General features: G+C 43.4%; 15 protein-coding genes. 10 read left to right on the top strand and 5 right to left on the bottom strand.

Features of this window, described 5'->3' with window-relative positions; translation table 11 throughout:
• Positions 1–163: 163 nt before the first annotated feature.
• From QM738_RS04715 to QM738_RS04680, 8 genes are all read left to right on the top strand, one after another.
• Entirely contained in the window at positions 164–916 is a 753-nt protein-coding gene (locus tag QM738_RS04715; protein WP_462275520.1) for a glycosyltransferase family 2 protein, read from the top strand.
• A 4-nt stretch (positions 917–920) separates the two neighbouring features.
• Positions 921–1,556 (top strand): LON peptidase substrate-binding domain-containing protein, encoded by a 636-nt coding sequence (locus tag QM738_RS04710; protein WP_462275519.1) that lies wholly within the window; start codon positions 921–923, stop codon positions 1,554–1,556.
• Positions 1,557–1,603: 47 nt separating this feature from the next.
• Entirely contained in the window at positions 1,604–2,329 is a 726-nt protein-coding gene (locus tag QM738_RS04705; protein ID WP_462275518.1) for a type III pantothenate kinase, read from the top strand.
• The gene (locus tag QM738_RS04700) at positions 2,301–3,656 is read left to right on the top strand and encodes a hypothetical protein (protein ID WP_462275517.1); all 1,356 of its coding nucleotides are present in this window, start codon (positions 2,301–2,303) and stop codon (positions 3,654–3,656) included. The genes QM738_RS04705 and QM738_RS04700 overlap by 29 nt, the downstream gene beginning before the upstream one ends.
• 2 nt (positions 3,657–3,658) lie before the next feature.
• Positions 3,659–4,240, top strand: coding sequence for an LPS export ABC transporter periplasmic protein LptC (gene lptC, locus QM738_RS04695; RefSeq protein WP_462275516.1), 582 nt, complete (start codon positions 3,659–3,661; stop codon positions 4,238–4,240).
• Between the two features lie 256 nt (positions 4,241–4,496).
• The gene (locus QM738_RS04690; RefSeq protein WP_462275515.1) at positions 4,497–5,486 is read left to right on the top strand and encodes a potassium channel beta subunit family protein; all 990 of its coding nucleotides are present in this window, start codon (positions 4,497–4,499) and stop codon (positions 5,484–5,486) included.
• Between the two features lies 1 nt (position 5,487).
• Positions 5,488–5,841, top strand: a complete 354-nt coding sequence (locus tag QM738_RS04685; RefSeq protein WP_462275514.1) for an arsenate reductase — start codon at positions 5,488–5,490, stop codon at positions 5,839–5,841.
• An 84-nt stretch (positions 5,842–5,925) separates the two neighbouring features.
• The gene (locus tag QM738_RS04680) at positions 5,926–6,342 is read left to right on the top strand and encodes an OsmC family protein (RefSeq protein WP_462275513.1); all 417 of its coding nucleotides are present in this window, start codon (positions 5,926–5,928) and stop codon (positions 6,340–6,342) included.
• 185 nt (positions 6,343–6,527) lie between these two features.
• Here QM738_RS04680 and QM738_RS04675 read toward each other — a convergent pair whose 3' ends face one another.
• The 5 genes from QM738_RS04675 to QM738_RS04655 form a co-directional block, all read right to left on the bottom strand.
• A complete protein-coding gene (locus QM738_RS04675; protein ID WP_462275512.1) occupies positions 6,528–6,818 on the bottom strand; it encodes a hypothetical protein in 291 nt (96 codons plus the stop codon).
• Positions 6,819–6,847: 29 nt separating this feature from the next.
• On the bottom strand, positions 6,848–8,110 hold the full coding sequence (locus tag QM738_RS04670) for a DHA2 family efflux MFS transporter permease subunit (protein WP_462275511.1): 1,263 nt from the start codon (positions 8,108–8,110) through the stop codon (positions 6,848–6,850).
• A 223-nt stretch (positions 8,111–8,333) separates the two neighbouring features.
• The gene (locus QM738_RS04665; RefSeq protein WP_462275510.1) at positions 8,334–9,458 is read right to left on the bottom strand and encodes an HlyD family secretion protein; all 1,125 of its coding nucleotides are present in this window, start codon (positions 9,456–9,458) and stop codon (positions 8,334–8,336) included.
• 37 nt (positions 9,459–9,495) lie between these two features.
• Positions 9,496–10,800 (bottom strand): TolC family protein, encoded by a 1,305-nt coding sequence (locus QM738_RS04660; protein WP_462275509.1) that lies wholly within the window; start codon positions 10,798–10,800, stop codon positions 9,496–9,498.
• Complete coding sequence (locus QM738_RS04655; RefSeq protein ID WP_462275508.1) at positions 10,790–11,419, bottom strand: TetR family transcriptional regulator; 630 nt, start codon at positions 11,417–11,419, stop codon at positions 10,790–10,792. Before QM738_RS04655 ends, QM738_RS04660 begins: the two co-directional genes overlap by 11 nt.
• Positions 11,420–11,739: 320 nt before the next feature.
• Here QM738_RS04655 and QM738_RS04650 point away from each other — a divergent pair, with 320 nt between their 5' ends.
• Positions 11,740–12,558: an SDR family oxidoreductase gene (locus QM738_RS04650; RefSeq protein ID WP_462275507.1), complete on the top strand. Its 819-nt coding sequence runs from the start codon at positions 11,740–11,742 to the stop codon at positions 12,556–12,558.
• 443 nt (positions 12,559–13,001) lie between these two features.
• Positions 13,002–15,521, top strand: coding sequence for a DUF5916 domain-containing protein (locus QM738_RS04645; RefSeq protein WP_462275506.1), 2,520 nt, complete (start codon positions 13,002–13,004; stop codon positions 15,519–15,521).
• Positions 15,522–15,554 lie beyond the last annotated feature (33 nt).

Below are 15,554 nucleotides of genomic sequence, written 5' to 3'. Positions count from 1 at the left end.
AGTGCCTTCCCAATAAAGGATGATTTTGTAGTACTGAACAGGTGGTTTTGTAGTACTGTTTTACCTATTAATAAAAACTCTCAAATTAATTATGAACACAAGGTTAACTTGTTGCTCTTTATTGTTTCTTTGCACACAATTGCTTTTAAACATTGATCGCTGCATGCCAATATCGGTGGTAATCATAACCAGGAACGAGGCTCATATTATTGCAAATACCCTGCAGAGTTTACAGGAGGTTTCCGGCGATTTTGTGATCGTGGACAGTGGCAGTACCGACGATACCGTTGCCATTTGCAAAAAAATGGGTGCAAAGGTTATTGAGACCACCTGGGATGGCTACGGACCCAATAAAAATAAAGGCATTGATGCGGCTGCCAACGACTGGATACTGAACCTGGATGCAGATGAGGCCATAGATGAGGAATTGAGTACCGCCATTCAGCAACTGGCGCTGCAGGATGAGAACACCGTGTACAATTTTAAGTTCAGGAATTTTTTTTGCGGTAAATGGATACGCTATGGCGAATGGTCGGGCGATAAACATATCCGCCTCTTTAACCGTAAAAAAGTAAGGTGGGATAATGCCGCCGTACACGAATCGCTTACCCTGCACGACGATACAAAAGTATCGCTGCTGCCCGGAAACATACTGCATTATACCACGCAGCATATTGACGAATACATCAACAAAACTGTTGCGTACGCCAAGTTAAATGCAAAAAAATATTACCTGCAGGGCAAGCGGGCCAGCTTTTTTAAACTGCGCCTGGCGCCTGGCTTTACATTTGTACAGCACTATATTTTACGCCTGGGTTTTTTAGATGGATGGGAAGGCTATCTTATTGCCAAAACCACTGCCTGGTACACCTTTTTAAAATATAGTTTTTTAAAAGAGATGCATAAAAACCAATAGCACATTGACCAACTTCATTCCCATATTTCCGCTTGGCATAGTTGTTTACCCCGGTGAACAGCTGAACCTGCACATTTTTGAACCGCGGTATAAGCAACTGATCAAAGAATGTTTCGATAATAAAAAACCATTTGGTATTCCCCCCGTTATCGACGATAAAATGAACGATACCGGCACATTGGTAAGGGTGATGGAGATAACCAATGTGTACGAAGATGGTAAGATGGATATTAAAACCGAAGGGTTGCAGGTATTCAATATCCTGGAGTCCATTAAGGAATTGCCCGAAAAATTATACAGCGGCGCTATTGTGAACTACCCGGCCAATGCCGAAAGCGGCAACAGGGCTTTGATGCTTACCATTGTAGCAGCCATACGGGAACTGCACAAACTGCTTAAAATAACCAAGGAATTTAAAAAGCCCGATAACGAATTGTGGAGTTATGATGTGGCCCATCATGCCGGCCTTTCGCTGGCCGAAGAATATGAACTGCTGCAATTGCTGCAGGAACTGCAACGCCAGGAATACCTGAAACGTCATTTAAAAAGAGTGCTGCCTATTATTGCAGAAATGGAAACGCTGAAGGAACGAGTGCAGATGAACGGCCACTTTAAGAATTTAAAAGGATTTGATATTTAACCCAAAGGAATGTGTACGCACAAACCCAACCTTAAAACAAATAATTGATGAAGACGCTTTGTCTGGATTTTGGAAATACCCGGCTTAAAGTTGCCGTATTCAACGACGATAATTTTGTTGAGGAAATAACACTGCCTAATGATGAGATGTTCACGATAGACCGGTTGATCTCCATTCACCAGCCACAGAAAACCATACTGGCATCTGTTATCAATCATAACCCGGCTATTGAAACCTTCCTGGCATCCAAAAGTAAATTTCATAAACTATCCCATCTTACCAGGGCCAATTTTACGGCTGCCGTAGGCAAGCCCGAAACCATTGGGGCCGACCGCCTGGCGCTTTGCGCCGCCGCCGCCCATTTTTACCCGGGCAAGAACAACCTGGTGATCGGTATGGGTACCTGCATCACCTATAATTTTATTAATCAATATCACCAGTTCCTGGGTGGCAGTATTTCGCCGGGTATGGAAATGCGTTTTAAGGCCATGCAGGTGTTTACAGCCAAACTGCCATTAGTGCAGGCCGAGTGGAATTTTCCGGTGATAGGGTACGATACAAAGACCAATATGCAGAGCGGGGTGATTGCCGGAATTGCTTATGAAATGGACGGATTTATTGATGAATACGCCAAAAAATACGATAACTTTAACGTCGTTTTAACCGGGGGCGATACTGCCTATTTTGCTGGTCGGCTTAAAAACAAGATATTTGCCGACAGTAATTTTTTATTCAAAGGACTTTATGCACTCAGCGAAACTAACAACGACTAAGCTTATCTCCGTACTTTTTGTATTACTAGGTATTCAAACAACAGCATATTCACAGGAAAATTCCCCTTATTCAAGATATGGTTTAGGCGACAGGGCCCCCAACCAGAACATGTTTACCCGCAGCATGGGTGGTATTTCGGCTGCTGTGGTGGATTATCAAAGCGTGAACTTTGTAAACCCCGCCACGCTGGGCAGTTTATCAGTAACCATCTTTGATATAGGTGGTGAAGTGGACATCCGCACGCTTAAAAGTGTGAACCCGGTTAAAAGATTCAGCGCCACCAACACTATATTTTCCTACCTGCAACTGGGCGTTCCGTTAACCACGCCTAAAATGCGTAAAAAAGATATTTCCTGGGGCCTCAACTTTGGTTTAAAACCAGTTACCAAGATCAATTACAAGATCGAGAAAGATACACGCCTCACCAATATCGACAGCCTGAATACCCTGTACGAAGGCAGCGGTGGTACCAACCAGGCATTTATAGGTACCGGTATCCGTTTTAAACATTTCAGCATTGGTGTAAGCGCCGGCTATATGTTTGGCAACAAGGATTACAGTACCAGGCTGAGCTTTATCAACGACACTGTAACTTATTACAAATCCAATTCGGCCAATCAAACCAATTTTGGTGGTATGCTTTTTACGGCCGGTTTGCAGTACGAAATACTTTTAAGCAAGGATAAGAATAGAGCATTCCCCCGTTTGCGTTTAGGCGTATACGGTAACCTGCAGCAAAAACTCAATGCTACCCGTACTGATGTAAGAGAAACATTTGAGTACGATGCTAACCTGGCTGCCTACCGCATCGACAGTGTATACGAAAGCAAAGATGTAAAAGGCAAGATTGATTACCCTTCTTCTTTTGGCGCCGGCTTTACTTACCAGGATGTACACTGGCTGATTGGTGCGGATTATGAAAAGACCAGCTGGAGCAAATACAGGTATTATGGCCAAACCGACCTTGTACAGGACAACTGGGTGATCAGGGTGGGCGCACAATATTACCCTGCAAAAGAGAACACACCTGTAAGAAAATACTTCAACTTTGTAAGATACCGTGCAGGTTTTTATTATGGCCCGGATTATATTAAAACAAATAACAGCAGGCCAGACTACGCCGTTACTTTTGGTGCCGGAATGCCCTTAACTTCGCTGCAGCGTGTAAGCTACAACCCGGAATCGGGTTTTGTAACGTTGAACACCGGTGTGGAAATTGGCGGCAGGGGAGATAAAAAAGGTAATAACCTTCGGGAAACAACCGTACGCTTTACCATCGGTGTTTCTATGAACGCCAACTGGTTCATAAAACGAAAGTATAATTAAACATGTTGCTTAAAAAAGCTTATAAAAAATTGAATGCAGTCTTGATAGGAGGCTGCATTTTTTTATCTGCCTGTGAGAACAGCTCCCAGGAAATAAAAGATGCCACTACTAAGAACACGGGAGTGGAAGAGGCGCAGAAAGTAAACCTGAATTATACATTAAGCGGTAAAACAAAAGCCATACTGCAGGCGCCATTGATGCTAAGGGTGCAGGATAGCATGCCTTACGTAGAGTTCCCGAAAAAGATACACGTTGATTTTTATAACGAAGGCACGGTGATAGAAAGCATACTGGATGCCAAATACGCCAAGTACATCGAAAGCCAGAGTAAGATATTACTGCGGGACAGTGTGCGCTTTATCGGCCTTAAAAACGGCGACACGCTTTACTGTGATGAATTGTATTGGGACAGGAACCGCCCGACATACCAGTTCTATACGGATAAGCCTGTACAGATAAATACAAAAACGCACAACATAAAAGGCATTGGTTTTGAAACCAGCCAGGACTTTAAAGAGAAATGGATAAAACAGGTTACCAATAGTTTTATAAGGGTGCCATCATCCGAGTTTCCCGATCATTAGTGTAGCAAATTTTATATTTGCTCCCTCATTGCTGTTCGCAGAACAGCAAGAATACAAAGTATAACGTATCCCAATCCCTAACTCATAACTTATCACTCATAACTTATCACTCATAATTTATAACTCCATACCATCTCAATACCATCCCCGTACTATCTTCGTTCGAAGCCGTTGAAACATTATGTTGAATAACACAAACAATTCCTTTTCCGTATTGTTATCCTAACTTTAACCTCCAATTTTAAAACTTCATTTTATGCAATACCGCCGTTTGGGAAGATCAGGCTTACAGGTAAGCGTGCTTTCATTTGGAAGCTGGGTAAGTTTTAGTAAACAGATCAACGATAAAATAGCCGACGAATTAATGGGCATTGCCTATGATAACGGCGTTAATTTTTTTGACAATGCAGAAGTGTACGCACTGGGCGAAAGCGAGAAGATGATGGGCCGTGTGCTGAAAAAGAAAAAATGGGACCGTACTTCTTTCACTGTATCTTCCAAAGCATATTTTGGCTGGAGAGGTAAAGAAAACAAACCCAACCAAACCGGCAACAGCCGCAAGCATTTAACGGAAGCCTGCAATGAGGCATTACAACGGTTACAGGTAGACTATCTGGACCTCTTTTTTTGCCACCGCCCGGATAAAAATACGCCCATTGAAGAAACCGTTTGGGCCATGAACCATTTGATACAGCAGGGAAAAGTATTGTACTGGGGCACCAGCGAATGGAGCGGCGTGGAAATAATGGAAGCGCACCGGGTGGCTGAAAAATTCAGGTTGATAGGCCCCACCATGGAGCAGCCACAATACAATTTATTTGAAAGGGATAAACTGGATAAGGAATACCTGGATATCTTTAGAACCGTAGGGATGGGCACCACTATCTGGAGTCCGCTGGCATCAGGTTTGTTAAGCGGCAAGTACAACAATGGTATACCGAAGGACAGCCGCTTTGCATTACAGGGCTTCGACTGGCTGAAAGAACGTTGGGTAATGGATGAAAAATTAAAGAAGGTAAAAAAGCTGAGTGAGCTGGCAACCAAACTGGGCGAAACAACCGCAGCGTTAAGCATAGCCTGGTGCATTAAAAACCCCCACGTAAGCACCGCTATACTGGGCGCCACCAAAAAAGCACAATTGCTGGATAATTTAAAAGCGCTGGATGCATTGGAAAAGCTGACACCCGATGTAATGGAGAAGATCGAAAACATTATGAAAACAAAACCCGTTTTACCCGAATATTAAAATGAGCAAACTAATTATTTACGGCATCCCTAATTGCGATACCACCAAAAAAGCCATGAGCTGGTTACAGAAAAACAATATTGCTTTTTCGTTTCACGACTATAAATTGCAGGGGATAGACAACAAAAAACTGGCAGAATGGTGTAATATAAAAGGATGGGAGACTATCTTTAACAAGCGAAGCACCACCTGGCGGGAGTTACCTGCAGCAGCGCAGGCAAAACTAACCGGGCAGGAAACGGCGATCAAAATGATGATGGAACATACCAGCATCATAAAAAGGCCGATTGTTGAATACAATGGCAAACTAATTGTTGGCTATAACGAATCGGAATATAAAGGGCTTTTAAAATAATACCATTACATTACAATCAACAAAAAGAACCTGAACCTATAGAGTGTAAAGCCCCTTTAGTGGTTTGGGATAAAATTAAAATTTATGAAACGTAACGCAACAGCCGTTTGGAATGGCTCCGGAAAAGAAGGTAGTGGAAATCTTACTACGCAAAGCACCACGCTGAACAAAACACAATACTCCTTCAACTCCCGTTTTGCGGAGGGTGTGGGTACCAATCCCGAAGAACTGGTGGCTGCTGCACACGCCGGCTGCTTCAGCATGAAACTGAGTTTTGTACTGGGTGCTGCAGGTTTTACACCCGACAGTATTGAAACACAATGCGTGATCACACTGGATCCTGCTGCGGGAGCGATCACTGAATCTCATTTGACTGTAACTGCCAGCATTCCCGGCATCAGCAAAGAAAAATTTGAAGAATGCGTGGCCGATGCAAAAGCAAACTGTCCCATCTCCAAATTGCTGAACACCAACATTACACATGAAGCAACGTTGAAATAATTTTCACGCAAAGCAATACATTCCACGCAAAGTGGCAAAGAAAAATACAAAAGCCGCAAAGTGTTTCTTTGCGGCTTTGCTATCTTACCTGCTTTGCGTGAAAACCCCCTGTACATAACAAAGCCGCCCCCAATTGAATGAAGGCGGCTTTTGGTTTTTCTTTGCGTCTTAGCGGGAAAAATATTTTAATGCATGGCTTCGCCTAAATCTACTTTTTTCTTTTTATTGCCTCTTACCAGTATAATGAATGGTACACACAATAAAAATGCAATACCCAGGTAGAGGAACACATCCATATAAGATAGAACTGCAGCCTGCTTCATTACTTTACCATCCATGGCTGCATAAGCGGCCTTGAGCGCCTTGTCAGCTGAATAACCGGCCTTGCTTATAAATGATTGCTGCATTCCCTGGATCTGTTGCTGTACCGCAGAATTAGTATAATCCAGTTTACTTACCAGGTCAGTACGGTGCACGATATTCTGCCGTGAAATAAATGTAGTGATCAGCGCAATACCGAACGATCCCCCAATTGCCGCATCATTCCCGTAAAAGCGGCACCCTGCCCGATCTGTTGCCCCTTTAATGTGGACAACGACAAAGTAGTGATGGGGATGAATAACATACCCATACCTACTCCACGAACGATCAGCATCCAGAAGAAATCATCCGCATTGGTATCGGGCGTAAGAATAACATAACCCCAGAACGTGAACACGGCAAATAATATAAAACCCGATGCTGCCAGGTATTGCTGCGGCACACCTTTTTGTAACAGCGTACCAATTATCGGCATCATAAAAGCTGTAGTTAATGCGGCGGGCACCATCAGCATACCTGCCTGCTGCGCCGTCCAGCCAAGGATGGATTGTGTATACAGCGGAATGATAAAAGTGGAGCCATATAAACCAAAGCCCATGATAAAGGAAAGGATGGTACCGACTCGGAGGTTACCATTCTTCAATACCCTTAATTCTACAATGGGTTTTTTATAAGTTAATTCCCTCCATATAAAAAAGTAAAGACCCAACCCGGCAATAACAGTAAGCGAAAGGATGAGGCTGTCACTGAACCAATCATCATCCTGTCCTTTTTCCAGCACATATTGTAAAGATCCCACGGTTACTGCCAGCAAAGCGATTCCAAGCCAGTCTACATCACCCACAGCTGTTTTTTCGCCATACTTGGGACTGCGTACATACTGCAGCGTTAGTAAGGTGGCAATAACACCAATGGGAATATTGATATAAAAGATGTCTGGCCAGGTGGAATGATACACAATGTAACCACCTAATGGCGGGCCCAGTGTAGGGCCAATGATAACACCCAAACCATAAATAGCTTGTGCCATACCTCTTTTTTCAGGCGGATAACTTTCTGTAATGATCGTTTGAGAAGTTACCAGCAATGCGCCACCGCCCACGCCCTGCAGAAAACGGAATATCACCAGCTCCACAATGCCTGTGGCATTACCGCACAAAAAAGAGCAGATGGTAAACATGATAATGGAAGCTGCAAAATAATTGCGGCGCCCAAACTGTTGCGATAACCAACTGGTCATCGGTACAATAATTACGTTACCAATTGCATACGCAGTAACCACCCAACCCACTTCAGTAAGCGTGGCGCCAAGGCTACCTCTCATGTCATTCAATGCCACGTTCACAATAGTGGTATCCACGATTTCCAGCAGCGCACATATAATAGCCGTGATAGTAATGATCACACGCCGTGACCCATACTCCACTAAAGACTCCATCTGTTGCATAATTAGTTACCCCCGACCCCTAAAGGGGAGATGCGGAGATTATGTTTTGTTATGCCTTTGGATACGTCAATCAACGATCCAATGCATAGGTTATGATTTTAAAACCAATATATATTTTATACACGCTGTGAACACTTCTAAATCTTCTCCATCTCCTCCTCATTTATCTCCGCTTCAGTTCCCCCTTCAGGGGGCGGCCCAAAGGGCTCCTTCGGAGAGGGGGTTAATCCAAATGCACATCCACATTCACGTTCATACCGGGCTTTAATTGTTTTACCAGCGCATCATCCACTTTATTGAATTCTATCTTCACCGGTAAACGCTGTACCACTTTTACAAAGTTACCACTGCTGTTATCGGGAGGCAGTAATGCAAAACGGGAGCCTGTAGCAGGAGAGAATGAAGTCAACGTAGCTTCAAAAGAATGATCGGGGAATGCATCCACATGAACTGTTACCTTCTGGCCGATCTTCATTTTTTCAAATTGTGTTTCTTTAAAATTCGCTACCACCCAGATATCGTTGCTCAATACAATACTGAAAACAGATTGGCCCGCCTGTAAGAATTGCCCTTCCTGTACATTTACTTTAGAAACCAGCCCGCTTTCCTGTGCAGTGATCACTGCGTAAGAAAGATTGAGTTTGGCTTCCGAAACTTCCACTTCACGCTGCTTAATAACGGCACCGGCTACCCCAATTTGAGAAGAAGTGGCGTTGCTTTGTGAAGCGACAGAGTTTGTTTGCTGTGCTGCCTGGTTCTTTTGCTGCAGCAAAACATTCAGCTGGCGTTCTGCGGTTTCTTTTGCTGCCTGCGCCTGTTCAAACTGCTGTTGTGTAATAGAATGATCCTTTATTAAATTGGCATAACGGTCGTAGTCCTGTTTGGTACGCACAGCATTTACTTTAGCTACTTCAATCTGTGCATCAATAATACCAATGTTAGCCTGCGAACTTGCAATGCTTGATCTTGATGCGTTGGTAGTGGCTTCAGCCGAACCTAGGTTGGTTTTTGCTGTACCTAAAGCAGCTTCGGCCTGTTGTACCCTTAATGCCATATCCCTGTCGTCGAGAATGATAAGTGTATCACCCTTCTTTACCATTTGGTTATCTTTTACCCTCACTTCTTTTACATAACCTGCAATACGTGGTATTACCGGGCTGATGTTGGCTTCCAACTGTGCATCATCCGTTTCTTCGTGGTGCTTACCATGATTGTACTTACTGAAGCCAAACCATCCGCCTGCTACAACCAGCAGTATCAAAACGATGAGGAATGCTTTGCTTCTTTTTTTCGGCGCTTCTGCTGCCGGAGCGGTTGCCTGTGGGGTTGCTGTTTCATTCTGTGCCATATAAATCTCTTTTTAAGTTTGTTGTTGTGGTAATGAATTATTGTTTTAAAAGACCGGATACGTATAATAATTTGTTGTACGCCAAAAACGAATCGGCCTTTGCATTGGTAACGCTTAATTTGCTTTGCAGTAAAGCAACATCAGCATCCAGCAGCTCGGTAGTAGTGGCCAGGCTGTTATCGTATTTGTTTTTGGTGATGCGGTAATTTTCTGTTGCCTGCTCCACCGATTTTTCCAGCACTTCAATTTTTTTGCGGCTTACAAAATAAGTTTGATAGGCCTGGTTGATCTGCATGCGGATATTATCACTCAACAGATCCTGGCTGGCCTGCACCTGTTTTACTTTGGCTTCGGCCACCTGTAATTTGGTCTTTGTTTTCCAGAGGGAGGAAATATTGTATTTAACACCCACACCGATATTCACGGCATTGGTTATAGTTAAGAACTTAGGTATATCAGCTGCTACATAACCACCCGTTAGCGAGATACTGGGATAATAATCTGCTTTGATCGTTTTAATACTCAGCTCTGCAGATTTTTTGCGGATGGCTGCAGCAGCAACATCATTGCGGTTTTGCAAAGCTTCCTGTTCGTATTCTGCAACGGTCTTTACAGATTCCGGTAAAGCCAAACCACTCCTGTCGGGGATAAGGTCTGTTTCTTCCGGCAGGCCGATCATGATGTCCATGTTGGCGCTGGCCAGCCTGTAATTGCTTTGAGCATCCAGCAGTGTCAGTTCAATATTGGATGATTGCAGTTCTGCTTTCATCAGGTCGTTACGTGCCAGTAAGCCATTTTTTTCCAGGTTGCTGAAATCCTTCACACGCTGTTGCGATTGCTCCAGGTTTTCTTTTACCAGTGCAATGGCTTCTCTTGCTTTGAACAGGTTGATACAGGCATTGATGGTGTTGATGATCACGGCATCGCGGTCGTTATCAGCATCCAGCTTTAAAGCCTGCTGTAAATATTTAGCCGACTCTATACCGTATTTTAATTTACCGCCATTGTAAATAGGCAGCGAAACAGTGGCCATGCCATATATAGCCTGCGAAACTTTAGGGCCGCCGCCACCAGAAGAAGAATCACTCTTTAAATTAATATGCGGCTGCACCGGGAGATAAAGATAAGCACCGCTTATACCGGCATCGGGTAGACGCTTTTCTTCCGCTTCTTTAATGCCGGCGGTAGCTTCCAGTATCTTTGCTTCGTTCAGTTTTAATTGTTTGTTGTTGGCGAGGCTCAGGTCTATCGCTTCTTTTAATGTAAGCGATTTAGTTGTCTGGGCCAGCAGCGGCTGCAGGCTTAGCAGGCTTGCAGTAAGTACGATCAGTTTATGCTTCATGAGTTAAGATGGCTTTAAAAAGAAATTTTATGTGTGCGCTTAATTTTTTTCTTATCAGTTTTTCAAATTGTTCATCCGTAAGGGATTGCAGGTTATTCAGCTCTTTATAAAAATGCTGTGTGGTAACCAGGTGGCTTACTGTGCCCACAAGGGTCGTCATCAGTAAAGGAATATCCACATTCTTTACAAAATCGCCGCTTTTCTGTCCTTCTGCTATCAGTTGCTTTACCAGCGCCTGGTTGCGTTTTTTATATTCCTGTATCAGTCCCGAAATAGCGTGCCGGTGATTGGCCACCTGCTCCCGCATCATTATTTTATGAAAACACTGCTGGTTCATAAATTTATCGATGTAGTAATCGATCATCTGGTTCACTTTTTCCATCGGTGTCAATGCTGTATTCTTGAACATGCTTTCCAGTTTCAGCATCGTTGTTTCCGAACGGAAAGTGAAGATCGATTCCAGCATCTTTTCTTTGGAACCAAAATAATACGAGATCATCGCCACGTTGATATCTGCCGCATCGGCGATATCCCTTACTGAAGTACCGGAAAAACCTTTTTCAGCAAAAAGCTCTTCAGCGGTCTCCATTATCTTTATTTGCTTGTCGTTGAAATCCATGGTAGTTCATTTGAAGGCGCAAAGTTAAACAACTGTTTAATATTAATCAAACATTTGTTTAACTTTTTTTATTTGGCCACTCCAAAGGAGTCCTTCGGACGGATTGCACTGATTTTCACGGATTAGGAAAAGTCACCTTGGTCGGAACCACTCCGCCCAGGGTATATTTGTGTCCTTGGTCGGTGGGACACCGACCAAGGGAGTAGATATCCGCTTATATCCATGGTCGGTGTCTCACCGACCGGAACGTATTTTAACTTGGGCCCCCACTAAAGCATTTTGTTGTGGCTTTTAACTTAGATTTGAACAAACAAATAATCATGCCATTTAAGAATAAAACAGTGCTGATAACCGGTGCATCGAGAGGAATTGGAAAAGCCATAGGGCTGAAGCTGGCTGCCGAAGGCGCCAATATTGTAATAGCCAGTAAAAGTGTGGAAGAAAACCCCAAACTGGGAGGCACTATTTTCTCAGCCGCCGCCGAAATGGAAGCTGCAGGTGGCCAGGCGCTGGCCGTGCAATGCGATATACGCTTTGAAGACCAGGTGCAGCAGGTGATCGACCAGGCCGTAGAAAAATTCGGCGGTATTGATATATTAGTGAACAATGCATCGGCCATCAATCTTACACCTACCGAGCAAACAGAACCCAAACGTTTCGACCTGATGTATGATATCAATGTGCGGGGCACATTTATGGTAAGCAAGGCCTGCATACCGCATTTAAAAAAATCCACCAATGCACATATCCTTAATTTGTCACCGCCGGTAAATATGGATATGAAATGGTTCGCCAATCACCTGGCCTATACCATCAGCAAATACGATATGACGATGATCGCATTGGGCCTGGCAGCAGAATTAAAAAAATACAATATTGCCGCCAACACTTTATGGCCCCGCACTACCATTGCAACAGCAGCAGTGAATAATTTACTGGGTGGTGAAATGCTGATGAAGATGAGCCGCACTACCGAAATAATTGCAGATGCAGCCTATTATATTTTAAGTAAACCTGCCGCATCCTGCACCGGCAACAGTTTTATTGATGAAGAAGTATTGGCCAAAGAAGGCATCACCGACCTCAGTAAATATTCTGTAGTACCCGGCGCACAACTATATAATGACCTGTTTGTATAAGCTGGAAAGGGAGAAGCCTCAAGAGAAGAGTTGCAAGGGGAAAAGCTTCAAGGGAGAAGCATTTTGTTTGAAAGTAATGCTGCTGCCTTGTGGCTTGCAGCTATTTCCCTCATCCCCTTCTTTTCTTTGATAATGCTGTTTGAATAAAAAAAACTACAATGCATAAGTATGCTGTTTAAGTGTAATGCATCTCCCTTGTGGCTTGCAGCTATTTCCCTCATCCCCTTCTTTTCTTTGATAATGTTGTTTGAATAAAAAAACTACAATGGATAAGTATGCTGTTTAAGTGTAATGCTTCTCCCTTGTTGCTTGCAGCTATTCCTCTCTTCCCCTTTGTTCTCTCTTCCCTGTTAAAGAAAGCCTAAATACATTTTTGTTTTGATGAGCGGTAACATTTTGGGTAGTTGTACGTTTAATTTCGTACCGGCATTATTTAGCCACTAATGCTGAACAAAACCAAAGGTATAGCCATGAACTTCTTTCAACTCAAAGCGGTATGCTGCTGCATGCTGTTTACTGCCACTGCTTTCGGGCAAACGCCCAAAAAAAAGATCGCTGCACAGCGCATCAATAAATCACTAAAAGTAGACGGTGAACTAAACGAACCGGAATGGAAACAAAGTCCCGTTGCTGATAAATTCATTGCATTACAACCGACGCCATTTAAACCGGAGAACCCGGATAACAACAGCGAAGTATATTTTTTATATAACGATGAAGGGATATACATCGGTGGTTATTTTCATGAAAAATACAAGGACAGCATTGCTTCTGAACTGGTGGGCCGGGATGGATTCGGCAACAATGATTTTGCAGGGATCATTTTTGATACTTATAATGATAAGATCAACGGCTTTGAATATTTTGTAACGCCATTGGGCGAACAGTTTGATGCCAAACAGGCGCCTAATCCCAATGGCAACAGCGAAGATTTCAGCTGGAATGCAGTTTGGCAAAGCGCAGCAAAAATTCATAACGATGGCTGGAGTTTTGAAATGTTCCTGCCTTATTCCGCTATCCGTTTTGGAAAAAAGAAAGTGCAGGACTGGGGTTTGAATATTGTGCGCCGCAGGCAAAAAAGCGGTGAGCAACTCTTCTGGCAACCTATCGACCCGATAGCGAATGGCTTTCTAACACAGGAAGGTTTTCTTACAGGATTAACGGATATTAAACCACCATTGCGTTTACAATTCTCGCCTTATTTTTCCCTCTACCACGATAAACCTGCAGGCGCCGATAAATTTAAAAGCCGCGTAGGCGGAGGTGCAGATGTGAAGTATGGATTAAACCAGGCTTTTACACTGGATATGACATTGATCCCCGATTTTGGCCAGGTGGTTACAGATAACCAGATACTCAACCTTACACCTTTTGATGTGAAGTTCACGGAGAACCGCCCGTTTTTTACAGAAGGAACAGAGTTGTTCAATAAAGGCAATTTATTTTACAGCAGGAGGATCGGCGTGGAGCCGAATTACCGCAAATATCCCACCGGCACCTCCGAAGATGTTATTACAGAAGATCCGCAGCAGGCAAAAATTGTGAATGCCACCAAGATCAGCGGCCGTACACAAAAAGGGCTGGGTATTGGTGTGCTGAATGCGGTAACCAATGCGCAATACACTGTGTTCAGGGATAAATCAACCGGCATTGAACATAAGGAGGAAAGTATGCCACTCACGAATTATAATGTGTTCGTGCTCGATCAAACCATGAAGCACAACAGCAGTGTGTCTTTTGTAAATACAAACGTACTCCGCTCCGGAAAAGATTATGATGCCAATGTAAGCGCCTTTTTAATTGACCTGAACGATAAAAAGAATAAATGGAACGTGGGTGGTAATGCAAGCATTAGTAACCTGATGGGGAAAGATGGCAAAAATGTTATCGGGTATGCACACCTGTTATATTTTGGAAAAACAAGCGGCCGATTGAATTTCAGCCTGAGCCAGCAGCTGTACGACAATAAATATGACAAGAGCGACCTGGGCTATTTTACCAATAATAATACCATGGACCATAACCTGTGGGTGGGTTATAACTGGACCAAGCCAAAAGGTATTTACAACAGGATGTACCTGAATTTTAATTCCTTTTACAGCAGGCTGGTTACGCCATTGGATCTGTTGAAAAGAAAGAACATGATGTACCAGAGTTATAGCGGTAATGTGAACCTGAACGGCCAGCTTAAATCATTGTGGTATGTGGGTGCCAACATAAACTGGGGCTTTAACTATAATGATTTTTATGAAGCAAGGGTGCCGGGCAGGGTATTTCAAAACAAAGGAAGGATAGGTTTAGATGTATGGTGGAACAGCAACCAGTCTAAAAAATTGTCGTGGGGTGGAGAAGTATATGGTGGTACCGGCGGTGTGTTCAAAAGAGTAAGTGTGAGCCCTTCTTTGTTTGGAAAGATCCGTTTCAGCAGCAAGTTCTCTATCGATAATTCTTTGAATATGAATTTTGAAAAGAACAACGCAGGATGGGCAGCTACTTTGCTTTCAGGAAATGGTCCGCTGAATGATACCATCATTTTTGCAAAGCGCAACCTGCGCATGGTGGAAAATATCCTGAACGTTAAGTACAACTTCAACAATAAAATGGGCATCACTTTACGTACCAGGCATTACTGGAGCAAAGTGGCGCCGCAGCAATTCTATCAACTGGATGAGACCGGGAAGTTAAAAGATCCCGTTACTCCCTTCACTAAAAATGTAAATCAAAACTATAATTTCTTCAGTACCGACCTGGTGTATACCTGGCAGTTTGCACAGGGTAGTTTCATCAACGTGGTATGGAAGGATATTTCAGAATCTTTCAACAGGGATTTTGAAAAAAATTATTTCTCCAATTTTGATAAAACGATTACCGGGCCACAGGCCAATAGCTTCTCCATACGGGTGATCTATTTCCTGGATTATCTTACTGCAAAAAATAAACTGAAAAAGAAAAAGACAGTATAATGAAAAGGCCCCCGGAACTCCGGGGGCCTTTTT

This window comes from Ferruginibacter sp. (assembly GCF_049840995.1).
Taxonomy (GTDB): Bacteria; Bacteroidota; Bacteroidia; order Chitinophagales; family Chitinophagaceae; genus Ferruginibacter.
Note: the sequence above shows the minus strand (reverse complement) of the source record. Positions and strands in the feature narration are given on the sequence as shown.